Raw genomic sequence first — 22,673 nt, 5'->3', positions numbered from 1 at the left:
ATACCCTCCATAAAACGACAAAAGTTCGACCATACCCAGACGTCCCGGCGGCGTCGGTGACGGTGCCGGCGCGGAAGCCGCACGTGAAGCGATCAGCCGGGCAGCCTTAAGCAGGTTGGCGGGGTTTGCGAAAGGAGCACTCGCCGTCGTCGACGGGGAGACAGGCAGGGGGCGCGGCCTGGGCAGTCAACGGAATCCTCAGGCACTGCTTCGCCGGCTACCCTGCGGGGCCTCCTGCACAGAGGGTGCGCCGAGGCCGCACCGCGGGCATGCGGGGCCGGGGCCGGGCGCGCAGCATGGGAGTGGGGCCGTCCTCCCGCGGCCCCTCCCGCCGCCGGACCGGGGCGATCACCGCGGGCGTCGCCGGCCGAGGGGCGGCGAGGCACGCCTGCCCGCCCGCGCCGTTCTGCCCGTACACCTGGAGCCCCCCATGTCCCCTCTCCCGGTCCCCGGCAGACCCCGGTCCGCCCCCGCGGCCTTCGCGGCGGTCCTGGCGGCCGCCCTGACCGTCCTGCCGAGCGGCGCCGCCCACGCCTTCACCGGCGCCAACCACGAGGACATCACCCGGGCGGCACTGCCCTGGGAGCCCGTCACGCTGACCGCGATGGCCGACGCCCACGACGGGGCGGTCAACGCCAACGACCGCCGCCCCTACTTCGACGTCGGCACCCTGCACTGCGACAACGCCGACTACCTCGCCCCCCGGTACTCCGCCGGCTACCCCCGCACCCGGGACGAGGCGACCACGGAGCTCCTCGCCTGCATCCGCACCTCCGTCGCCCGCTTCCGCAACGCGGTCCGGGCCGCCGAGGGGCTCGTCGACGCCGACGGCAGGGTACGAGCCGACCAGAGCGACCTGTCCACCCCCTGCACCTGGGACGAGAAGCCCGGGCGGGCCAAGTGCGCCGTCCTCGAACAGCTCGGCCGCGGCTGGCACCAGATCGAGGACTTCTACGCGCACTCCAACTGGAGCGACCGGCCCGCGGCCGGTCCCATCGGCCTGGGCAACCCGCCCGGCCTGGAGCGCACGGACCACCCGCCGTTCCTCGACATCCGCCGCTACATCGCCATGGCGGACGCCGACTGGACCCGGCAGGCACGCGAGGGCATCCCCGCGGACCTCGCGACCGGCTGCTACCCCGACTTCGATTCCACCGGCGTCAAACCCGCCGACTGCGAAGGCCGTGTCGCCCACAACCTCACCCTGAACAAGGACACGGCCGCGTCCGCGCGCGCGAAGACGGGCGACAACTTCCGCCGCGCGACCGCCGGGGCCACCGCCGAACTCACCCGCCAGTGGAACGACTTCAAGGCCGAGCTGCTCACGGCGTACCCCGATCACGGGCGCGGCGCACAGATGGCCTGCGCCCTCGTCCACGACGATCCGGCCGCCGCCTGCCCCTGACGGCTCAGGCCGCTTGGGGGGTGAAGGGGAACAACGCGTCCGCTCCCGGCCGTACGACGCCGTAGCTGCTCTCCGGCACCTCGTTCCAGGCACCGGGCAGATCGCCGAGGGGCTCGGAGACGACGAGGCGGGTCTCGTCCGAGACCTCCTGCAGGAACGCCATGTCGGGGTGCAGCTTGCGCAGGCTGTCGACGCGGCTGCTGTAGAACAGCGACCTGGACTGCCCCTGGCTGGAGTACCGGAAGGCCCAGACGCTCTCACCGTCGCTCACGGCCACCGTCATCTGCAGCGGGAACTCCACGCCCTGCTCGCGGCCGACGCGCTCCACGACTCCGGCCATCCGCGCCACGGCGCCCGGCGGGTCCTCGTCCAGGCCGAAGGTGACGGCGAGGTAGAACATCACTTCGGAGTCCGTCGTCCCCTCGATGTCGAAGAACAGCGCGGGGTCGACGAGCAGGCAGAGCTCCCGGCGTATGAGGTGGAAGTCGGCGATGGACCCGTTGTGCATCCACAGCCAGCGGCCGTGCCGGAAGGGGTGGCAGTTCGTCTGCTGCACGGCCGTTCCGGTCGAGGCCCGGATGTGGGCGAAGAACAGCGAGGACTCGACGTGATCGGCGATCTCGCGCAGGTTGCGGTTGTTCCAGGCGGGCCCCACGTCCCGCAGGACCGCCGGGGTACTGGCGTGATCCGTGTACCACCCGATGCCGAAGCCGTCGCCGTTCGTCGTCTCCACACCGAGTCTCGAGTGCAGGCTCTGATCGATCAGCGAGTGCGCCGGCTTGTAGAGAATGGTGTCGAGCAGAAGAGGCGAACCTGAGTACGCGAGCCATCGGCACATGGGCGACCACCTGTTCCTCGTTCTCCGGCGCGGTCCGGCGGCGGTTTCGAGGAGCAGACTCCAGCGCTGTCAGACACTCGGAACCGGGGTCTTCCCCGCTCCTCGGGGAGAACCGCCACGTGTCGCATTCCGCCCGCCACCGCTCCGCGAACCCCTGATGCCCATGGTCGGCCCAACCCCTGGTGATCGCCACGCGAACAAGGTTGGCGGCATGCTCCTTGGCGACGGAGGGCCGAACGCCTGGCCGCGCAGCCAGCGCAAGGGGTCAGCCGGCCACCCGCCCGAGAACCCGTGGCACCGCGCCCGCCCTGCTCGCCCCGAAAGCAGGCCGAAATCGCGAACTCCACCCATCCCAGGCTCACTTGCTCTTCACTCGTTGGGGTGTAGCGCCACTCCACAGCCTTGACTGGGCCGTGAACGGTTTTCACGCTGAGACGGCTCGCGTGAGCTTCATTCACAAGGGGGGGTCTTGCCGAGCGTAGGTGAGCCGGCCGACGAGCTCGTAGGAATGTTCGAAGTTGCACAGATGGCAGGTGTCGGTCGAACAGTCGTAGCCAACTGGCGCAACCGCGATGGGCGCTTTCCTGCCCCGATCGCGGCTCTGCGCAGCGGTCCGGTCTTCCACGCCAGCCAGATCCGCCGCTACCTCAAGCGGAGGAAGAAGCACATGGCCTACATCATCTCGACGATCAATCTGAAGGGTGGGGTCGGTAAGACCACCACAACCGTTGCGCTTGCGGAGTTCCTGTCTGCCGAGTTCAACAAGAGGGTCCTGGTAATTGACCTCGACCCGCAGACCAACCTCACCACCGTGCTCATCGGAGAGGAGAAGTGGAAGCGGCTCAACGACAAGGACCGGACCCTGGCGACCCTATTCAAGGACGCCCTTCGACCAGAAGACGAAGAGTCGAGGTTCGACATCGCGAACGCCCTCCAGCGTCGCGTCTCCCCGATCGACGAAGTGAGGAAGGTGGATCTCCTGCCCTCGTCGCTCGATCTGATCGACGTCCAGGACCGCCTGGCAACCATGTCTCCCGGACGTTTCTACTCAAACAACCCGACAGATCTGCTACGCAAAGCCGTAAAGCCGATCATCGACGACTACGACTACGTACTCGTCGACTGCCCCCCCGAACCTCGGAATCGTCACGCTGAACGGGCTTCGAATCTCGGACGGCTACATCATCCCGACGATTCCGGACGTGCTCTCGACGTACGGGATTCCGCAAATTCAGCAACGCGTCAAGGCGTTCGCCGACGGCTTGGGCGAGACAATCACCGAAATCGGGATCGTTGTCACCAAATTCCGCAAGGCGTCGACGGTCCACACAAATACGGTACGTCGACTCGAAAATGACCCTCAACTTCCGGTCGTCCTGTCGTCTTACGTACCCGAAGCAAATCAGATTGCCGCATCGGCAGAGCACGTCAGTGCCAGCACTCTGCGACAGAAGTACGGATACCAAGGCCAGCACGATATCTTCCGCGCCTTGACGAAGGAGTTCATCTCGCTGGTCGAGGAGAAGGTATGACAGAAAATCCGTGCACCGAAGGGCCGACCGCCACTTCGCCCGTGGAACCGGCGGGCCCGGCTCTGGCCACCTCTACGACCAACCCCTCGGCGGACTCTCTCGGCGCGGACGTCCAGCACAGCGCGGAGGCGCTGCTGCAGCTCGGGGCTTCCCATCCGGAACTGGCCAGAACCTTGGCGCGCGTGATCGAGGCGATCGCGTTGGAAGCGTCTCGCACAGCACGCTTCTCCAAGACGCTCGGCAAGGCGCTCTCCGGCCCGACGGACACCGCCCGGGAACATGCGGTGGAACGCCGACAGCGGTCCAGTCGACGAGCGAAAGGCTTGATCGACCCCTTCGCCGTTTTTGCGGAGGCCGGCGAGGACGGGATGCGTGCACGGCTCGCGACACTGGATCTGGAACAGCTCAGGGACATCGTCGCCGAACACGGCATGGATCACGACCGGTTGGCCATGAAATGGAAGGACCCCCAGCGCGTCATCGAACGCATCGTCGAACGCGTGGAAGCGAGGAGCAGTAAGGGATCCGCTTTCCGCAGCAGCACCGGCGGCCCTCCCGCCGGGGAAGACTGACGGCGACGAGGAGCGCGGCTGACGGCAGAATCGTCGACATGACCGCCTGTGAGGGCCTTCCCCCGCCGGGCAGGCCCTCACTCTTCGGTGAGCCGACCTTCGTCGAACGGGTCCGCGCTGCGGCGAGGTGTGCGGGCCCCCACCGGACGGCGTCGACTTCGTCCGGCGGGTGATCGTCGTCCGACAGCAGATCGCGCAGGTGTCCGGGCTCAAGAAGCGGGACGTGCCGGCGGCATGCCCGCACCCGGATCACGTCCGCAAGCTCTTCAGTGGCCTGATCCACGCCGCCCCGTTCAAGGACGGCACGCACCCACCCGGCGGGCAGGGTCGGCGGGCATGACGCTCGCCTCGAAGTGCCTCGGGTGCTTCACCGTGACGATCACCACAGACCCGTACGCGACCGAGGCGGCGGCCTCCCTCGCGCCGCGCCCGGGGCGCGAGCAGGTCCAACCGGGGGACTCTCACTCCCAGGTGGTTCCCGGCCAAAGGCTTGAGCCTGGCTCACCGAGGGCGCGGCAGCCCCTGCAAACGCCAAAGCCGCAGGTGAGAACGATTCTTCACCTGCGGCTCGCAGTGGGGCGGGTGGGACTCGAACCCACGGCCGACGGATTATGAGTCCGCTGCTCTAACCGGCTGAGCTACCGCCCCTTCACGGCGTGGCGCGTACATGTGTGCGCGCCGTCTGCCGCAGCATAGCCGCTCATACGATCTCCTGCCTCGGATGCCTCGCATGATCGGCTTCGCCTGCTGAGGGAGACCGTTCTGAGGGCTGCCCGGTTCCAGGACCGGGGCAAAAAGAAAGAGGACCTCGCGTGAGGTCCTCTTCTTTCACGCTCCCCCGACTGGACTCGAACCAGTAACCTGCCGGTTAACAGCCGGCTGCTCTGCCAATTGAGCTACAGGGGACTGCGCTCCCCCGACTGGACTCGAACCAGTAACCTGCCGGTTAACAGCCGGCTGCTCTGCCAATTGAGCTACAGGGGATTGCTGCGGTGCACCGAACAGCCCACCTCCGGCCTTGCTGGAGGGGCGAGCGCCCGTTGCGAGTCATAGATTAGCGCAAGCAGGGGGGTGCTCCGCCAATCGGTATCGCCAGCGGGCCGGGCACCACACGACGAAGGGTGGCAGGCATGCGGTACAAGGTCACGTTCGTGGTCGGACTGGCCCTCGGATACGTCCTCGGCACCCGCGCGGGGCGCGAGCGTTACGAGCAGCTGAAGAAGTCCGCGCGCGGGTTCGCGCAGAACCCGGCGGTGCGCAACGCCGCCGAGAGCGCCGGTCACACGGGGCGCGAGTACGCCGGGAAGGCCTTCGCCGCCGTGAGCGACAAGGTCGGCGACGCGGTGCCCGCCTCCCTCGCCGGGCGGGTACGGGGACTGCGCGACCGGGCCGGCGGCGGCTCCGAGGATGAATGGGGCACCAGCAACACCTGAACCGCGGGAACCAGGCGGGATCCGGCGCCTCCGGGCGGCGGATCCCGCCCCTGCGTGCGGCAGAATTCTCCGCATGGGGATAGTCGCCGGGCTGGACAGCTCTTCCGCCTTCACTCGCATCGTCGTCTGTGACACCGACACCGGTGCCGTGCTGCGCCAGGGGTACGCCCCGCATCCGCAGCCCGCGGGCGATCCCGAGAGCGTCCACCCCCACGAGACCGACCCCCAGGCCTGGCTGCTCTCCCTCGGCGAGGCCGCCGGCGGCGGGCTGCTCGAAGGCGTGCAGGCCATCGGCGTCTCCGCGCAGCAGCACGGACTGCTGCCGCTGGACCAGCAGGGCGCCCTCGTACGTCCGGCCCTGATCGGCAACGACAAGCGCGGCCAGGTCGCCGCCGCCGACCTGATCGAGGCGCTCGGCGGCCGGCAGGCCTGGTCCGAGGCCGTCGGATCCGTCCCGCACTCCGCCCAGCCGGTGGCGAAGCTGGCCTGGCTGGCCCGCACCGAGCCGGAGGCGGCCCGCCGGGTGGCGGTGCTGATGTCCGCGCACGACTGGCTGGTGTGGCAGCTGCTGGGCCGGCCGGCCCGGCGGACCACCGACCGGGGCGGCGCCTCGGGCACCGGGTACTGGTCGCCGGCCACCGGTTCCTACCGCCCCGACCTGGTCGAACTGGCGCTCGGGCACATGGCCCTGCTGCCCGAGGTGCTCGGGCCGGCCGAGGCCGCCGGGATGACGCCGGAGGGGCTGCTGATCTCCGCCGGCACCGGGGAGACCATGGCCGCCGCGCTCGGACTGGGCCTCGGCCCCGGCGACGCGGTGGTCTCGCTGGGCGCGTCCGGATCGGTGATGGCCGTGCACCACGAGGCGCTGTCGGAGCCGGGCGGGCTGATCACCTCGCTGGCCGACGCCAGCGGCATGCACCTGCCGGTGGTGAACACCTCCAATGCGGTACGGGCGCTGCGCGGCACCGCCGAGCTGCTGGGCACCGATCTGGAGGGGCTGTCCGCGCTCGCGCTGAAGTCGACGCCGGGTGCGCACGGCCTCGTACTCCTGCCGTACCTGGAAGGCGAGCGCACGCCCAACCTGCCGCACACCGCCGGGACCCTGTCCGGGCTGCGGCGGGACTCGATGAAGCCGGAGCACCTGGCGCGCGCCGCGTTCGAGGGCATGCTGTGCGGGCTGGTCGACGCGCTCGACGTGCTGCGCTCGCGCGGGGTGGAGATCCGCCGGGTGTTCCTGCTCGGCGCCGCGGCCGAGCTGCCCGCCGTACAGGCCGCGGCTCCGGGGCTGTTCGGGACGCAGGTCGTCGTACCCGCGCCGGCCGACTACGCGGCGCTGGGCGCGGCGCGCCAGGCCGCGTGGGCGCTCGGGGTGCAGCAGGGCACGCTCGCCCCGCACACCCCGCCGGTGTGGCCGGGTCCGGCGGCGCAGGTCTTCGAGCCGGGCGAGGAGTACCCGGCCTGGCAGGCGGTGCGCCAGCAGTACATCGCGACGCGGGAGCAGATCCACCCGGGGGCCTTCCAGGGCTGAGCGCGACGCACGCTCGGGCGCCGGGCCTACTGCCGTTGGAGTACGCCCGGCGGCCGGTCTACTCCTTTTGACCGGCCTTTGCGAAAACCGGTGGGGATCGGCCGCGCGGTGGCCGAAGATGGAGTGAACCCCCTCGATCTTGCCGACCGGAGCCTGCGCGTGCTCATACGACTTCTGCGGACCCATCTGGGTCCGTACCGGAAACCGATCGCCCTGCTCGTCCTGCTGCAGCTGCTGCAGACCAGTGCAAGCCTCTACCTGCCGACACTGAACGCCGACATCATCGACAACGGTGTCATCAGCGGGGACACCGGCTACATCCTGCGCTTCGGTGCGCTGATGCTCGGCGTCTCCCTCGTCCAGCTCGTGTGCAACGTCGGCGCCGTCTACTTCGGCGCCCGCACCGCGGCCGCCGTCGGCCGCGACATCCGCGCCTCGGTCTTCGACCGGGTGCAGAGCTTCTCCGCGCGGGAGCTCGGCCAGTTCGGCGCGCCCTCGCTGATCACGCGTACGACGAACGACGTGCAGCAGATCCAGATGCTGGTCCTGATGACCTTCACGCTGATGGTCTCGGCGCCGATCATGTGCATCGGCGGCATCGCCATGGCGCTCTCGCTCGACGTGAAGCTTTCGGGCGTGCTGCTGGCCGTGGTCCCCGTCCTCGGCCTGTCGGTCGGTGCGATCGTCTTCCGGACGCGGCCGCTGTTCCGCAAGATGCAGGTCCGCCTGGACACCGTGAACCGGGTGCTGCGCGAGCAGATCACCGGCAACCGCGTGATCCGCGCCTTCATCCGCGACGACTACGAGAAGGAGCGGTTCCGGGAGGCCAACGCCGACCTGACCGGGGTCTCCCTCGCCGCCGGCAAGCTGCTCGCGCTCATGTTCCCGACCGTGATCGTGGTCGTGAACGTCTCCAGCGTCGCCGTCATCTGGTTCGGCGCGATGCGCGTCGACAGCGGCGGCATGGAGATCGGTCAGCTGACGGCCTTCCTCGCCTACCTGATGCAGATCGTCATGTCCGTGATGATGGCCACCTTCATGTTCATGATGGTGCCGCGCGCCGAGGTCTGCGCCGAGCGCGTCCAGGAGGTCCTGGACACCGAGTCGAGCGTGGTCCCGCCCGTCGACCCCGTGCGCAAGCTGCTCGCGCGCGGGCAGCTCGAGCTGCGCGGCGCCGACTTCCGCTACCCGGGCGCCGAGGCGCCGGTGCTGCGCGGGGTGGACCTGGTGGCCCGCCCCGGCGAGACCACCGCGGTCATCGGCTCCACCGGCAGCGGCAAGTCCACGCTGCTGGGCCTGGTCCCGCGGCTGTTCGACGCGACCGGCGGCGATGTGCTGGTCGACGGTCAGGACGTACGCCGCCTCGACCCGGAGCTGCTGGCCAAGACGGTCGGCATGGTCCCGCAGAAGCCGTACCTCTTCTCCGGAACCGTCGCCTCCAACCTGCGGTACGGGCGTCCCGACGCCACCGACGAGGAGCTGTGGCACGCGCTGGACGTGGCGCAGGCCAAGGGCTTCGTGTCGGAGCTGGAGGGCGGTCTGGACGCGCCCATCACCCAGGGCGGAACGAACGTCTCCGGCGGCCAGCGCCAGCGTCTGGCCATCGCCCGCACGCTGGTGCAGCGCCCGGAGATCTACCTCTTCGACGACTCCTTCTCCGCCCTCGACTACGCGACGGACGCGGCGCTGCGCGCGGCGCTCGCGCGCGAGACGGAGGAGGCGACGGTGGTCATCGTCGCCCAGCGGGTCTCCACGATCCGCGACGCCGACCGGATCATCGTGCTGGACGAGGGCCAGGTCGTGGGCGAGGGACGCCACCACGAGCTGATGGCCGACAACGAGACCTACCGGGAGATCGTGCTCTCCCAGCTGACGGAGGCGGAGGCCGCATGAGCGGGCCCGGAGGACGGATGATGATGGGGCCGGCCGAGCGGTCCATGGATTTCAAGGGCTCGGGCAAGCGGCTGCTGAGCCAGATCGCGCAGGACCGGGGCAGGCTGTGGGGCATGGTCGCCGCCGTCGTCGGCAGCGTCGGCTGCTCGGTCGTCGGTCCGAAGATCCTCGGCAGGGCCACCGACCTCGTGTTCGCGGGGATCGTCGGCCGGGAGGTCGGGCAGAAGATGCCGCCCGGCACCACCAAGGAGCAGGCGCTGGCGGCGATGCGCGCCGAGGGCCAGGGCGGGATGGCGGACATGCTGTCCGGCACCGACTTCACCCCGGGCAAGGGCATCGACTTCGGTGCGGTCGGGACGGTGGCGCTGTGGGCGCTGGGCGTCTTCGTCCTCGCCGGTCTGCTGATGCTGGTCGCGACGCGGCTGTCGAACCACATCATGAACGGCACCGTGTACCGGATGCGCGAGGAGCTGCAGGCGAAGCTGTCGCGGCTGCCGCTGTCGTACTTCGACCGGCAGAAGCGCGGCGAGGTGCTCAGCCGGGCCACCAACGACATCGACAACATCGGTCAGACGCTCCAGCAGACGATGGGCCAGCTGCTCAACTCGCTGCTGACGATCGTCGGCGTGCTGGCGATGATGTTCTGGATCTCTCCGCTGCTGGCGCTGGTCGCGCTGGTGACGATCCCGGTGTCGGTCTTCGTCGCGGCGAAGATCGGCAAGAAGTCGCAGCCGCAGTTCGTGGCGCAGTGGAAGTCGACGGGCGCACTGAACGCGCACATCGAGGAGATGTACTCGGGCCACACGCTGGTCAAGGTCTTCGGACGGCAGAAGGAGTCCGCGGCGGTCTTCGCCGAGCAGAACGAGGCGCTGTACCGGGCCTCGTTCAAGGCGCAGCTGGTCAGCGGGATCATGCAGCCGGTGATGTTCTTCATCTCGAACATCAACTACGTGCTGGTGGCGGTCGTGGGCGGTCTGCGGGTGGCCTCGGGCAGCCTGTCGATCGGTGACGTGCAGGCCTTCATCCAGTACTCGCGCCAGTTCTCGATGCCGCTGACGCAGGTCGCGTCGATGGCGAACCTGGTGCAGTCCGGTGTCGCCTCGGCGGAGCGGGTGTACGAGCTGCTCGACGCGCGGGAGCAGGAGCCGGACGCCGTGGTTCCGGAGCGTCCGGAGCAGATCCGCGGCCAGGTCACGCTCGACAAGGTGGCCTTCCGCTACGAGCCGGACAAGCCGCTGATCGAGAACCTGTCGCTGACGGTCGAGCCCGGCCACACGGTCGCGATCGTCGGCCCGACGGGCGCCGGCAAGACCACGCTGGTGAACCTGCTGATGCGGTTCTATGAGGTCACGGGCGGCGAGATCGCCCTGGACGGGGTGGACATCGCGAAGATGACCCGCGAGGAACTGCGCGGCGGCATCGGCATGGTGCTCCAGGACACCTGGCTGTTCGGCGGGACCATCGCGGAGAACATCGCGTACGGCGCGGCGCGCGAGGTCACGCGGGCCGAGGTCGAGGAGGCGGCGCGGGCCGCCCACGCGGACCGCTTCATCCGCACCCTGCCGGACGGCTACGACACCGTGCTGGACGACGAGGGCGCGGGCGTCAGCGCGGGCGAGAAGCAGCTGATCACCATTGCCCGGGCGTTCCTGTCGGACCCGGTGATCCTCGTGCTCGACGAGGCGACGAGCTCGGTGGACACCCGTACCGAGGTGCTGATCCAGAAGGCGATGGCGCGCCTCGCGCACGGCCGTACGTCCTTCGTGATCGCGCACCGGCTGTCCACGATCCGCGACGCGGACGTGATCCTGGTGATGGAGAACGGCTCGATCGTGGAGCAGGGCACGCACGAGGAGCTGCTGGAGGCGGAGGGCGCGTACGCGCGCCTGTACGCGGCGCAGTTCGCTCAGGCGGTGGCCGAGGTCGACTAGCGTCGAGGTCTCGGCTTGGTGTGGGGGTGCCCTCGGGAGGGGGCACCCCTTCTCCGTACCGGGCTCGGGTGCGCGTACTCAGTCCAGGTAGCCGCGGAGCTGGTCGGCGAAGGCGTGGTCGCGGAGCTTGTTGAGCGTCTTCGACTCGATCTGCCGGATCCGCTCGCGGGTCACGCCGAAGATCCGCCCGATCTCCTCCAGGGTGCGCGGCCTGCCGTCGGCCAGGCCGTAGCGCAGCTGTACGACCTTGCGCTCGCGCTCGCCGAGGGTGGACAGCACCGCTTCCAGGTGTTCGCGGAGCAGGAAGAAGGCGGCGGACTCCATGGGCGAGGCGGCGTCCCCGTCCTCGATCAGGTCGCCGAGGGCGACGTCGTCCTCCTCGCCGACCGGCGCGTGCAGCGAGACCGGCTCCTGGGCGAGGCGCAGCACCTCCAGTACCCGCTCGGGGGTCAGCTCCAGGTGGACGGCGACCTCTTCGGCGGTGGGCTCGTACCCGCGCTCCTGGAGCATGCGGCGCTGGACGCGGACGACGCGGTTGATCAGCTCGACGACGTGGACGGGCACGCGGATGGTGCGGGCCTGGTCGGCGAGGGCCCGCGACATCGCCTGCCGGATCCACCAGGTGGCGTAGGTGGAGAACTTGTAGCCGCGGGCGTAGTCGAATTTCTCGACGGCCCTGATGAGGCCGAGGTTCCCCTCCTGCACGAGGTCGAGCATGGTGAGCCCGCGGCCCACGTAGCGCTTCGCGACGGAGACGACGAGCCGCAGGTTCGACTCGATGAGGCGCCTCTTGGCCATCCGGCCCATGACGACGAGCTTGTCGAGGTCGAGGGCGAGCCGCAGGTCGAGGTCGGGGGTGTTGCCCAGCTTCTCCTCGGCGAACAGGCCGGCTTCGACGCGGCGCGCGAGCTCGACCTCCTCGGCGGCGGAGAGCAGCGGGATCCTGCCTATCTCGCGCAGGTACTGGCGGAACAGGTCGGCGGAAGGACCCGCTCCGCCGGTGTCGGCGCGCCGGCGGGGCTCGGGCACCTGCTCGATGAGCTCCAGTACCTCGGGCTCTTCCGGTTCCTCGTCCACGGCCTCGACCTCGGGCTCTTCAGCCGCGGTGGCCTCGGTGTCCTGGACGGGCGGGCTCACGTTGACGGTCAGGATCTGGGTCTGCACGGGGGCGACCTCCAGGGCTCCGAGGACGGGGGCACCGCACTTCAGTGTGGGGTACGACACATCACTGCCACGAGGGGCGTGCGTGCACTTTCTGAGTCCGGTGCGTGACCGGATGGTTACCCCCCGCCGGGAATCCCGATGCGGATCGGACGCATGTCCGAGAGTTCGATGCCGTGCGCACGCCCGCCGGTTCCCGGCCCGGGCGCTCGGGCCGGTGGACGGTCGCCGGAGGTGACCTGCGGTCAGGCCGGCTCCACGCGGACCGCGCAGACCTTGAATTCCGGCATGCGCGAGACCGGGTCGAGGGCCGGGTTGGTCAGGGTGTTGGCGCGGCCCTCGCCCGGCCAGTGGAAGGGCATGAAGACCGTGTCCGCACGGATGGCGTCCGTGATGCGGGCCGGGGCCACGGCGCGGCCGCGGCGGGAGACGACCGCGAGCGGGGCGCCCTCGACCGCGCCGATACGGGCCGCGAGGCGCGGGTGGAGTTCCACGAAGGGGCCGGGGGCGGCCGCGTTGAGCTCGTCCACGCGGCGGGTCTGGGCGCCCGACTGGTACTGGGAGACCACGCGGCCGGTGGTGAGCAGGACCGGGTACTCGGCGTCCGGGACCTCGGCCGCGTCGCGGTGGGAGACGGGGGCGAAGCGGGCCCGGCCGTCGTCGGTGGCGAAGCGGTCCAGGAAGAGGCGCGGGGTGCCGGCGTGGGAGTCGTCCGGGCAGGGCCAGAAGACGCCCTGCTCGGCTTCGATGCGGGCGTAGGAGATGCCCGAGTAGTCCGCGGGGCCGCCGGCCGAGGCCCGGCGGAGCTCCTCGAAGACCTCCTCGGGGTCGGTCGGGAAGCCCTTCTCGATGCCGAGGCGGCCGGCCAGGCCGTGCAGGACGTCGAGGTCGGTGCGGACCCCGGGCGGCGGGGTCAGGGCCCGGCGGCGCAGCAGGACGCGGCCTTCCAGGTTGGTGGTGGTGCCGGTCTCCTCGGCCCACTGGGCGACGGGGAGGACCACGTCCGCGAGGGCCGCCGTCTCGGAGAGGACCACGTCCGCCACGGCCAGGAAGTCCAGGGAGCGGATGCGGCCTTCGACGTGGGCGGCGCGGGGGGCCGAGACCACCGGGTTGGAGCCCATGAGGAGGAGGGCCTTCACTTCCGTGCCGAGGGCGTCGAGGAGCTCGTACGCGCTGCGGCCGGGCCCGGGCAGGCTGTCGGGGTCGACGCCCCAGACCTCGGCGACGTGCGCCCGGGCCGCCGGGTCGGTGAGCTTCCGATAGCCGGGGAGCTGGTCGGCCTTCTGGCCGTGCTCGCGGCCGCCCTGGCCGTTGCCCTGGCCGGTGAGGCAGCCGTACCCGGACAGCGGGCGTCCGGCGCGGCCGGTGGCCAGGCAGAGGTTGATCCACGCGCCGACGGTGTCGGTGCCCTTGGACTGCTGCTCGGGCCCGCGGGCGGTCAGGACCATCGCGGAGGAGGGCGCGCAGAACAGGGCGACGGCCTCGCGGAGTTTGGGTACGGGCACGCCGGTGATCCGCTCCACCAGCTCCGGCCAGTGCGCCATGGCCGCGGCGCGGGCCTGCGCCCAGCCGGTGGTGCGCCCTTCGATGAACTCCTCGTCGGTACGGCCCTCGGCCACGACCAGGTGCAGCAGGCCCAGGGCGAGCGCGAGGTCCGTGCCGGGGCGGGGGGCGAGGTGCAGGTCGGCCTGTTCGGCGGTGCGGGTCCGGCGCGGGTCGACGACGATCAGCGTGCCGCCGTTCGCCTTGAGTTCGGTGAGGTAGCGCAGGGCGGGCGGCATGGTCTCGGCCGGGTTCGAGCCGACGAGGACGAGGCAGCCGGTCCGCGGGATGTCCTCCAGCGGGAAGGGGAGTCCGCGGTCCAGGCCGAAGGCCCGCTGGTGGGCGGCGGCGGCCGAGGACATGCAGAAGCGGCCGTTGTAGTCGATCTGCGAGGTCCGCAGGGCGACGCGGGCGAACTTGCCGAGCGCGTAGGCCTTCTCGTTGGTCAGCCCGCCGCCCCCGAACACCCCGACCGCGTCGGGTCCGTGCGTTCGGCCCGTGCGGGCGAGGCCCTCGGCGACGGCGTCGAGGGCCTCCTCCCAGGTGGCCGGCTCCAGCCGTCCCGTGGCGTGGGCGCGGACGAGCGGGCCGGTCAGGCGCACCCGGGAGGAGAGCACGGCGGGGGCGGTCCGCCCCTTGCCGCACAGCGCGCCCCGGTTCACGGGGAAATCGGCCCGCTCCTCCACCACCACGCCCGTGCCTCCCGGCTCGGGGCGGAGGAACATCGCGCACTGCAGCGCGCAGTACGGGCAGTGCGTGGCGGTGGCGGAATCCGGGGTGCGCATGGGGCCCAGCCTGCGCCGCCGGTGTTACGCCGGCCGCCGCCCCCGGTTACGCGCCCCGTACGACCACCTCAGCGCGGACCGCACCCCCCGGTGAGGGCGTGCGGTGCTCGGGCCGGGCCGGCCGGTGGCCGGTCAGGGCCTCGACGGCGGCCCGGCCGTCCAGCCGCCGTCCACGGCCAGTTCGGCGCCGGTCATGTACGCGGCGGCGTCGGAGAGGAGGAAGGCGACCGCCGCGGCCGTCTCCTCCGGGGCGCCGACGCGGCCCATCGGGGCGCCGGGGAAGAGGCCCTCGCCGGCCCGGATGCCGATCGGGGCGGTCATCGGGGTCAGCGTCATGCCCGGGTGCACCGAGTTGACGCGGATCCCCGCCTCGGCGAGCTCCACCGCGCCGATCTTCGACAGGCCGCGCACACCCCACTTGGAGGCCCCGTACCCGGCGGTGAGCGCCAGGCCCATGAGCCCGGCCGCGGAGGAGATGTTGACGATGGAGCCGCCGCCGTTCGCCCGCAGCAGCGGTATCGCGGTCTTGATGCCGATGAACGTGCCGACCAGGTTGATCTCGACGACCTGCCGGAAGTGCTCGACGCTCTCGTGCTCCAGCAGCTGCCCGGTGGCTATGCCGGCGTTGTTGACCAGGCCGTCGATCCGGCCGAACTCGGCGACCGCGTGATCGAGGGCGGCCTGCCAGTCGGCCTCGCTCGTGACGTCGTGCCGCAGGAACCGCGCCGCGCCGCCGAGCTTGGCGGCCGTCGAAGCGCCTTCCGCCTCCAGCACGTCGGTGATCAGCACGCTGCCGCCCCCGTCCACGACGGCCCGCGCCGCCGCCGCGCCCAGCCCGCGCGCTCCCCCGGTGATCACGACGGTCTTGCCGGTCAGATCCACAACGGCCACGGTCCGCACCCCCGACGAAGACATATGACTAATCGGCATACTCAGCCGACGGTGCGTCAGTCTGCCAGAGCGGCCAGGACCCGCGACACCCCCTGCTCCTTCGGCCCCAGGAACCGCGGCTCCGGCTTGAAGGCCGCGTCCAGCGCCGCCTTGCCCGCCGCGAAGACCTCGCGGGTGCCGCCGTAGTACCAGGTCGCGTCGTGCTCGTCGTCCACCCCGACCCCGTACGCGTCCAGGCCCGCCGCATCGCACAGCGCGACGGCCCGGCGTATGTGGAAGCCCTGGCTGATCAGCACCGCCCGCTTCACCCCGAAGATCTCCTTGGCCCGGACGCAGGAGTCCCACGTGTCGAACCCGGCGTAATCGCTGACGACCCGGTCCTCCGGCACCCCGTGGGCCGTCAGGTACGTCCGCATCGCGTCGGGCTCGTCGTACTCGGTGCGGCTGTTGTCCCCGGTGACGAGCACGACCTTGACCTTGCCCGTGCGGTACAGCTCCACCGCCGCGTCGAGCCGTCTGGCCAGATACGGAGTCGGACGCCCGTTCCACAGTCCCGCCCCGAAGACCACCGCCACCTCGGCGGCCGGCGCGTCGGCCGTGGTCCGCAGCCGGTCCGCGGCCGCCGCGTGCGTCCACGCCGAGGGCAGCAGGAATAGCACGCACCCGGCCGCCACCGCCTGGACGGCCCGCCGCCGCCCCGCCACCGTGCTCATCCAGCCCGGCATCAGCTTCCGCTTCGACTTCCGCTCCTGCTTCCGCTCCTGCTCCTGCTCCTGCTCCTGCTTCGGATTCCGCTTCATGATCGGTCCCCCCGTTGCGCCACACGTCGTTCGCACACATTGACGATCTACGGCCGCACCCCAGTTCCCCCCACCCCGCCTTTCACTCGTACGAATGAGCGGGTGAGCTCCCGGTAAACACCCGTCACCCCTGCGCAACGCCACCGACATCTCCGGCCCGCAGGATCGGTTCATGACGGAGCTGGTGCACCCTCCCGAGTCCCTGTCCCTCCCCCTTCCCCCCGCCACCGCCACGGAGCTGCTGACCCGGATCACGGCCCAACTCGGCACGCAGCTCAGCGGATTGCGCCCCTGGCGCCCGGCCGGGGACCGGTCAGACGGAGCCCCCGCATGCAGCCCACCCTCGTCGCCGTCGCCCACGGCAGCCGCGACCCCCGCGCCCTCCCCGCCGTCCTGACCCTCCTCGACCGGATCCGCGAGCTCCGCCCCCGCCTCGACGTCCGGCTCGGCCACATCGAGCTGAACCGGCCCCTGCTCGGCGAGACCCTCCGCACCGCCAGCGGCGCGGCCGTGCTCGTCCCGCTGCTCCTCGGCCGCGGTCACCACGTCAAGCGGGACATCCCCGCGGCCGCCGCCCGCGCCGCCCACCTGGACACCCGCGTCGCCGCCCCGCTCGGCCCGCACCCCCTGCTGGTCGAGGCCCTGTACGAGCGGCTCCTGGAGGCCGGCTGGGCCCCCGGCGCGGGCACGGCCGTCGTCCTCGCCGCCGCGGGCTCCCGCGACCCCGACTCGGCGGCCGACACCCGCCGCAGCGCCGCCCTGCTCTGCGAGCGCCTCGGCGGCGCGCCCGTCGTACCGGCCTACGCCTCCGGCGCCGGCCCCGCGGTCCCCGACGCCGTCCGCGCCCTGGCCGCCCGCGGCCACCACCGGATCGCGGTGGCCTCGTACTTCACCGCCCCCGGACGCTTCGCCGCGCAGTGCGCCGCCGCCTCGCCCGGCCCGGCGGCCGCCCCGCTCGCCGACCACCCGGCCCTGGCCCGCCTCGTGCTCCACCGCTACGACGAGGCCCTGGCCCGGCGGCTCACCCCCCTGCCCGTCGACACCCCCCTGAAACTGGCCACCGCGTAAAGACCTCGCCCGCGCGGATTGCTCGGATTGGTCGCATTGTCGGTGTTCCCGGTTACCGTCTGAGCATGGAAGGCATGGAACGCACCGGCACCGCACCCGTCCCCCACCCCGACCCCGACGCCCCCGGCGCCCCGTACGACGCGTCCGACACCGAGCGCTGGGCCGCCGAGCCCGACAAACGCCCCGGGCGGACCGCCTTCCAGCGCGACCGGGCCCGCGTGCTGCACTCCGCCGCGCTGCGCCGCCTCGCCGGGAAGACCCAGGTGGTCACCCCGGGCAGCCGCTCGTACGACTGGGACGCCAGCCCCCGTACCCGCCTGACGCACTCCCTGGAGTGCGCCCAGGTCGGCCGCGAGCTCGGCGCGGCCCTCGGCTGCGATCCGGACCTGGTCGAAGCCGCCTGCCTGTCGCACGACATGGGCCACCCGCCCTTCGGGCACAACGGCGAGGAGGCGCTGAACGAGTTCGCCAAGGACTGCGGCGGCTTCGAGGGCAACGCCCAGTCGCTGCGCCTGCTCACGCGCCTGGAGCCGAAGCGGTTCGTGCCCGACCCGGCCACCGGCGAGCTCGTCAGCGTCGGCCTCAACCTCACCCGGGCCTGCCTGGACGCCGCCACCAAGTACCCCTGGGCCCGCGGCGGTCACCCCACCGAGCCCGACTCGGTCAAGTTCGGCGCGTACGAGGACGACCTGCCGGTCTTCGAGTGGCTGCGCCGCGGGGCGCCCGCGGACCGCAAGTGCTTCGAGGCCCAGGTGATGGACTGGTCGGACGACGTGGCGTACTCCGTCCACGACTTCGAGGACGGGCTGCACGCCGGGCACCTCGACCCCAACCTCCTCTTCGCCGAGCCCGAGCGCACGGCGATCTGGCGGGTCGCGATCGGCCGGTACGTGCCGTCCGACACCGAGCCGGAGGAGCTGCGCGAGGCCCTCGACCGGCTGATGGAGCAGGAATGGTGGCCGCACGGGTACGACGGGTCGGCCGTCGCCCAGGCCCGCCTCAAGGACGCCACCAGCCAGCTGATCGGCCGGTTCTGCCTGGCCGCCGAGGGCGCCACCCGCGAGGCGTACGGCTCCGGCCGGCTGACCCGGTACGCGGCCGAGCTGGTCGTCCCGCGCGAGGCGCGCAACGAGTGCGCGGTCCTCAAGGCGGTGGCCGACCTGTACGTGATGCAGCGCGACGAGCAGGAGCGGCTGCGCGCCGACCAGCGCATCGTCCTGGCCGAACTCGCCGAGGCCCTCAGCGCCCGGGCCCCCGAGGGGCTGGACCCGCAGTTCCGGGCGATCTTCGATGCCGCACCCGACGACAGAGCGCGCAAACGTGCGGTCATCGACCAGATCGCGGCGCTCACGGACGCCTCCGCGCGCTCCCTGCACGCCCGGCTCACACGGCGCGCGCGCCGCCCCCTCGGGTGAGCCGATCGGGCCATTCCCCCTTCACGCGGCAGGCTCAGTGCGGGACGCTCGCATGTGGTCGCATGTGGCGGAGAGGTTATGAGGAGGCATCAGGTGGTCGACGCACACCGGACATTCGTCATCGTCGGCGCAGGGCTCGCCGGGGCCAAGGCGGCGGAGACGCTGAGGTCCGAGGGGTTCACGGGGCGGGTGATCCTGGTCGGCGACGAGCGCGACCACCCCTACGAACGGCCCCCGCTGTCCAAGGGGTACCTCCAGGGCAAGGAGGAGCGCGACAGCGTCTTCGTCCACGAGCCGTCCTGGTACGCGAAGGCCGACATCGAGCTGCACCTCGGCCAGCCCGCGGTCCAGCTGGACCGGGAGGCCCGCAAGGTGGTCCTCGGTGACGGCACGGCGCTGCAGTACGACAAGCTACTGCTGGCCACCGGGGCCGAGCCGCGCCGCCTCGACATCCCGGGCACGGGCCTGGCCGGGGTGCACCACCTGCGCCGGCTCGCCCACGCCGAGCGGCTGAAGGGCGTACTGGCCACCCTCGGCCGGGACAACGGCCACCTGCTGATCGCGGGCGCGGGGTGGATCGGCCTGGAGGTCGCGGCCGCGGCCCGGGGGTACGGGGCCGAGGTCACCGTGGTCGAGCCGCTGGCGACCCCGCTGCACGCGGTGCTCGGTCCGGAGATCGGCCGGCTGTTCGGGGACCTGCACGCGGAGCACGGGGTCCGCTTCCACTTCGGCGCGCGGCTCACCGAGATCGTCGGGCACGACGGCATGGTGCTCGCGGCCCGGACCGACGACGGGGAGGAGCACCCGGCGCACGCCGTGCTCTCGGCGATCGGGGCGGCGCCGCGCACCGCGCTCGCGGAGACCTCCGGGCTGGCCCTGGTCGACCGGCAGCACGGCGGCGGCATCGCGGTGGACGCCTCGCTGCGGACCAGCGATCCGAACGTGTTCGCCGTCGGGGACGTGGCCGCCGCGCACCATCCGCTGCTCGGGACCCGGCTGCGGGTGGAGCACTGGGCGAACGCCCTCAACGGCGGCCCGGCCGCGGCGCGGGCGATGCTGGGCCAGGAGGTCTCGTACGACCGGGTGCCGTACTTCTTCTCCGACCAGTACGACGTGGGCCTGGAGTACTCGGGGTACGCCCCGGCGGGCGGCTACGACCAGGTGCTGATCCGCGGCGACGTGGCCAAGCGGGAGTTCATCGCGTTCTGGCTGTCGGACGGGCGGGTGCTGGCCGGTATGAACGTGAATGTGTGGGATGTCACCGAGCACATCCAGGCCCTGATCCGCTCGAAGACACCGGTCAACCGCGAAGCGCTGGCGGACCCGTCGGTTCCGCTGGAGTCGCTGGTGGAGGCATAGGGCACGCCCCGCGGGGAGCCCGACGGTCGCGGCAGGGGGCCTGACGGGTTTGCGGGCGCCCGGCCGTAGACTTCACGGGTGGCAGGACGGATCAACGACGACGATGTGAAGGCGGTACGGGACGCGGTCCCGATCGACGCCGTGGTCTCCGACTACCTCCAGCTGCGCAACGCGGGCGGCGGCAACCTCAAGGGCCTCTGCCCCTTCCACGACGAGAAGTCCCCGTCCTTCCAGGTCAGCCCCAGCAAGGGTCTCTACCACTGCTTCGGCTGCCAGGCGGGCGGGGACACCCTCGACTTCATCATGAAGATCGACCACCTGTCGTTCTCGGAAGCCGTCGAGCGCCTCGCCGGGCAGGCCGGCATCACCCTCCGGTACGAGGAGGGCGGGTACACCGCCGGCACCAGCGGCCGCGGCGAGCGGATCCGGCTCGTCGAGGCGCACAAGGCGGCCGCCCAGTTCTACGTCGAGCAGCTGGGCGGCGCCGAGGCCGAGATCGGCCGCAGGTTCCTCGCCGAGCGCGGCTTCGACCAGGCCGCGGCCGAACACTTCAGCGTCGGGTACAGCCCGGCCGGCTGGGACCACCTGACCCGCTTCCTGCGCGGCAAGGGCTTCAGCGACAAGGAGCTGATCACCTCCGGCCTGGCCCAGGACAGCCGCAGCGGCAAGCCCATCGACCGCTTCCGCGGCCGGCTGATGTGGCCGATCCGCGACATCAGCGGCGAGGTGGTCGGCTTCGGCGCGCGCAAGCTGCGCGACGACGACAACGGGCCCAAGTACCTGAACACGCCGGAGACGGCGATCTACAAGAAGTCCCAGGTGCTGTACGGCATCGACCTGGCGAAGAAGGAGATCGCGAAGACCTCGCGGGCCGTGGTGGTCGAGGGCTACACGGACGTGATGGCCTGCCACATGGCCGGGGTCACGACCGCGATCGCGACCTGTGGCACCGCCTTCGGCGGCGACCACATCAAGATCCTGCGCCGTCTGCTGATGGACAACGCGACGGCCGAGGTGATCTTCACCTTCGACGGTGACGCGGCCGGGCAGAAGGCCGCGCTCCGCGCCTTCGAGGACGACCAGAAGTTCGCGGCCGAGACCTCCATCACCATCGCCCCCGGCGGCATGGACCCGTGCGACCTGCGCCTGGCGCAGGGGGACGCGGCGGTGTCCGCGCTGGTGGAGGCGCGTACCCCGCTGTTCGAGTTCGCGCTGCGGCACATCGTGGCCCGGCACAACCTGGAGAACCCGGCGGGCCGCGCGGCCGCGCTGGACGAGGCTGCGCCGGTCGTCGCCAACATCAAGAACATCGCGATCCAGCACGAGTCGGCGGTCCAGCTGGCGGGGATGCTCGGCATCCGCGACGAGCAGTTCGTCGTCAAGCGGGTCGCGCAGCTGGCGCGCTGGGCACGGGAGCGGGGCGGCCAGGGCGGCGGGCAGCAGCAGGGCCGCGGCCGGCCGTCGCCGGCGTCCTCGTACGAGGCGGCCCCGACGGCGGGCGCCCCCGTGGGCGGCGGACCGGCGCTGAACCTGCGCAGCCCCGCGCACCGCACCGAGCGCGAGCTGCTCAAACTGGCGCTCCAGCGGCCGGCCCTGGTCTCGCCGGCCTTCGACGCCTACGGGGTCGACGAGTTCACCGCCCCGCCCTACGCGGCGGTCCGCGAGGCCATCCAGGCCGCGGGCGGCGCCTCCCTGGGCACCGACGACTACCTGGCCCGAGTCCGCGACGCCGCGCCGAACGACACGGTCCGCGCGCTGGTCACCGAGCTGGCGGTGGAGGCCATCCACGCCAAGACCGTGGACGAGGTCTACGCGGGGGTCCAGCTGGTCCAGGTGCGGCTGCGCGCGGTCGACCGCCGGGTCCACGACATCCAGGGCACGATGTCGCGCCTGGGCACCCAGGCCCCGCCGGAGCAGCTGGCGGCGGTCCAAGAGGAGCTCTGGGTCCTCCAGCAGTACGGCCAGCGCCTGCGCAACCGCGGCGCCGAGGGCCTGTAGGCCCGGCATGATCCGAAAGACACGGCCTAGCTCCGTCTTCTGAACCAGTCGCCGCCCGGTATCTCGGTGCCGGACGCGCGCAGCCGCCGGGCCAGCAGCGGGGCCGCGAGGTAGACCCAGGCGGCGGTCCGGGTGCCGTCCGGGCGGACCGCGTTCCGGCACACCCGGTCGTAGACGTTCAGCGGCCGGTCGGGGCCGTGGTACTCCTCCAGCCGGTCCAGGTCGGCCAGCAGCCTCCCGTACACGCCGGGCGCCGCGGTGACCAGCTCGCCGACGATCTCCGACCCCGGGTGCTGGACGGCGTACGGGTAGCCGGGACCGTCGTACAGGAGGGCGTCCGGGAGCCGGGCGGGCTCCTCGGCGGCCGTGCGGCCCCGCAGGAACAGGTCGTGGTTGACCTCCCCCGGGCGCAGGGTCCCGTAGACGAAGAAGGGGAGCTCGGCGGTCATCCTGCCTTCACCTGCGGCCGATCGGCTGATGTCACGGGGCCCTCCCTCGGGTACGGCGGACAGCGCGCTGCCC

17 protein-coding genes, 3 tRNA genes and 1 pseudogene are annotated in these 22,673 nt (G+C 71.6%); 12 read left to right on the top strand and 9 right to left on the bottom strand.

Annotation, left to right across the window (positions count from 1 at the left end):
- Positions 1–430 precede the first annotated feature (430 nt).
- On the top strand, positions 431–1,405 hold the full coding sequence (locus tag ACFYZS_RS14860) for a hypothetical protein (protein ID WP_389011424.1): 975 nt from the start codon (positions 431–433) through the stop codon (positions 1,403–1,405).
- Between the two features lie 4 nt (positions 1,406–1,409).
- On the opposite strand, the gene ACFYZS_RS14855 is transcribed toward ACFYZS_RS14860, so the two are convergent.
- A complete protein-coding gene (locus ACFYZS_RS14855; protein WP_389011421.1) occupies positions 1,410–2,243 on the bottom strand; it encodes a class II glutamine amidotransferase in 834 nt (277 codons plus the stop codon).
- Between the two features lie 508 nt (positions 2,244–2,751).
- Here ACFYZS_RS14855 and ACFYZS_RS14850 point away from each other — a divergent pair.
- The 3 genes and pseudogenes from ACFYZS_RS14850 to ACFYZS_RS14840 form a co-directional block, all read left to right on the top strand.
- Positions 2,752–3,318, top strand: a pseudogene (locus ACFYZS_RS14850) (AAA family ATPase); the annotation flags it as partial.
- Positions 3,319–3,385: 67 nt separating this feature from the next.
- Positions 3,386–3,775 (top strand): ParA family protein, encoded by a 390-nt coding sequence (locus ACFYZS_RS14845; protein WP_389011674.1) that lies wholly within the window; start codon positions 3,386–3,388, stop codon positions 3,773–3,775.
- Entirely contained in the window at positions 3,772–4,347 is a 576-nt protein-coding gene (locus ACFYZS_RS14840) for a hypothetical protein (RefSeq protein WP_389011418.1), read from the top strand. Before ACFYZS_RS14845 ends, ACFYZS_RS14840 begins: the two co-directional genes overlap by 4 nt.
- A gap of 574 nt (positions 4,348–4,921) precedes the next feature.
- On the opposite strand, the gene ACFYZS_RS14835 is transcribed toward ACFYZS_RS14840, so the two are convergent.
- From ACFYZS_RS14835 to ACFYZS_RS14825, 3 genes are all read right to left on the bottom strand, one after another.
- A tRNA-Ile gene (locus ACFYZS_RS14835) sits at positions 4,922–4,995 on the bottom strand.
- Between the two features lie 185 nt (positions 4,996–5,180).
- A tRNA-Asn gene (locus ACFYZS_RS14830) sits at positions 5,181–5,253 on the bottom strand.
- A gap of 5 nt (positions 5,254–5,258) precedes the next feature.
- Positions 5,259–5,331 (bottom strand) — tRNA-Asn (locus ACFYZS_RS14825).
- Between the two features lie 146 nt (positions 5,332–5,477).
- On the opposite strand from ACFYZS_RS14825, the gene ACFYZS_RS14820 reads away from it, so the two are divergent.
- The 4 genes from ACFYZS_RS14820 (at position 5,478) to ACFYZS_RS14805 (ending at position 11,132) form a co-directional block, all read left to right on the top strand.
- On the top strand, positions 5,478–5,780 hold the full coding sequence (locus ACFYZS_RS14820) for a YtxH domain-containing protein (protein ID WP_389011415.1): 303 nt from the start codon (positions 5,478–5,480) through the stop codon (positions 5,778–5,780).
- A 73-nt stretch (positions 5,781–5,853) separates the two neighbouring features.
- Positions 5,854–7,308, top strand: coding sequence for an FGGY family carbohydrate kinase (locus tag ACFYZS_RS14815; protein WP_389011412.1), 1,455 nt, complete (start codon positions 5,854–5,856; stop codon positions 7,306–7,308).
- A gap of 159 nt (positions 7,309–7,467) precedes the next feature.
- Positions 7,468–9,201, top strand: a complete 1,734-nt coding sequence (locus ACFYZS_RS14810) for an ABC transporter ATP-binding protein (protein ID WP_389011409.1) — start codon at positions 7,468–7,470, stop codon at positions 9,199–9,201.
- Entirely contained in the window at positions 9,198–11,132 is a 1,935-nt protein-coding gene (locus tag ACFYZS_RS14805) for an ABC transporter ATP-binding protein (RefSeq protein ID WP_389011406.1), read from the top strand. Before ACFYZS_RS14810 ends, ACFYZS_RS14805 begins: the two co-directional genes overlap by 4 nt.
- Before the next feature lie 78 nt (positions 11,133–11,210).
- Here the strand turns inward: ACFYZS_RS14805 and ACFYZS_RS14800 are convergent, their stop codons facing one another.
- The 4 genes from ACFYZS_RS14800 to ACFYZS_RS14785 all read right to left on the bottom strand — a co-directional run bounded on the left by ACFYZS_RS14800 (position 11,211) and on the right by ACFYZS_RS14785 (position 16,236).
- Positions 11,211–12,356 (bottom strand): RNA polymerase sigma factor, encoded by a 1,146-nt coding sequence (locus tag ACFYZS_RS14800; RefSeq protein WP_389011403.1) that lies wholly within the window; start codon positions 12,354–12,356, stop codon positions 11,211–11,213.
- Between the two features lie 182 nt (positions 12,357–12,538).
- A complete protein-coding gene (locus ACFYZS_RS14795; RefSeq protein WP_389011400.1) occupies positions 12,539–14,620 on the bottom strand; it encodes a molybdopterin oxidoreductase family protein in 2,082 nt (693 codons plus the stop codon).
- A gap of 132 nt (positions 14,621–14,752) precedes the next feature.
- Complete coding sequence (locus tag ACFYZS_RS14790) at positions 14,753–15,535, bottom strand: SDR family oxidoreductase (RefSeq protein WP_389011397.1); 783 nt, start codon at positions 15,533–15,535, stop codon at positions 14,753–14,755.
- Positions 15,536–15,567: 32 nt separating this feature from the next.
- On the bottom strand, positions 15,568–16,236 hold the full coding sequence (locus tag ACFYZS_RS14785; RefSeq protein WP_389011671.1) for a vancomycin high temperature exclusion protein: 669 nt from the start codon (positions 16,234–16,236) through the stop codon (positions 15,568–15,570).
- A gap of 405 nt (positions 16,237–16,641) precedes the next feature.
- Between ACFYZS_RS14785 and ACFYZS_RS14780 the strand changes: the two genes are divergently transcribed.
- The 4 genes from ACFYZS_RS14780 (at position 16,642) to dnaG (ending at position 22,151) form a co-directional block, all read left to right on the top strand.
- Positions 16,642–17,379, top strand: coding sequence for a sirohydrochlorin chelatase (locus ACFYZS_RS14780; RefSeq protein ID WP_389011394.1), 738 nt, complete (start codon positions 16,642–16,644; stop codon positions 17,377–17,379).
- A 65-nt stretch (positions 17,380–17,444) separates the two neighbouring features.
- Positions 17,445–18,794, top strand: coding sequence for a deoxyguanosinetriphosphate triphosphohydrolase (locus ACFYZS_RS14775; protein WP_389011391.1), 1,350 nt, complete (start codon positions 17,445–17,447; stop codon positions 18,792–18,794).
- Between the two features lie 93 nt (positions 18,795–18,887).
- Positions 18,888–20,153: an NAD(P)/FAD-dependent oxidoreductase gene (locus ACFYZS_RS14770; RefSeq protein ID WP_389011388.1), complete on the top strand. Its 1,266-nt coding sequence runs from the start codon at positions 18,888–18,890 to the stop codon at positions 20,151–20,153.
- A gap of 78 nt (positions 20,154–20,231) precedes the next feature.
- A complete protein-coding gene (gene dnaG / locus ACFYZS_RS14765) occupies positions 20,232–22,151 on the top strand; it encodes a DNA primase (RefSeq protein WP_389011385.1) in 1,920 nt (639 codons plus the stop codon).
- Positions 22,152–22,177: 26 nt separating this feature from the next.
- Here the strand turns inward: dnaG and ACFYZS_RS14760 are convergent, their stop codons facing one another.
- Positions 22,178–22,600, bottom strand: coding sequence for a gamma-glutamylcyclotransferase family protein (locus ACFYZS_RS14760; RefSeq protein ID WP_389011382.1), 423 nt, complete (start codon positions 22,598–22,600; stop codon positions 22,178–22,180).
- Positions 22,601–22,673 lie beyond the last annotated feature (73 nt).

It is taken from the genome of Streptomyces sp. NPDC001903, assembly GCF_042891345.1.
GTDB lineage: Bacteria > Actinomycetota > Actinomycetes > Streptomycetales > Streptomycetaceae > Streptomyces.
Note: the sequence above shows the minus strand (reverse complement) of the source record. Positions and strands in the feature narration are given on the sequence as shown.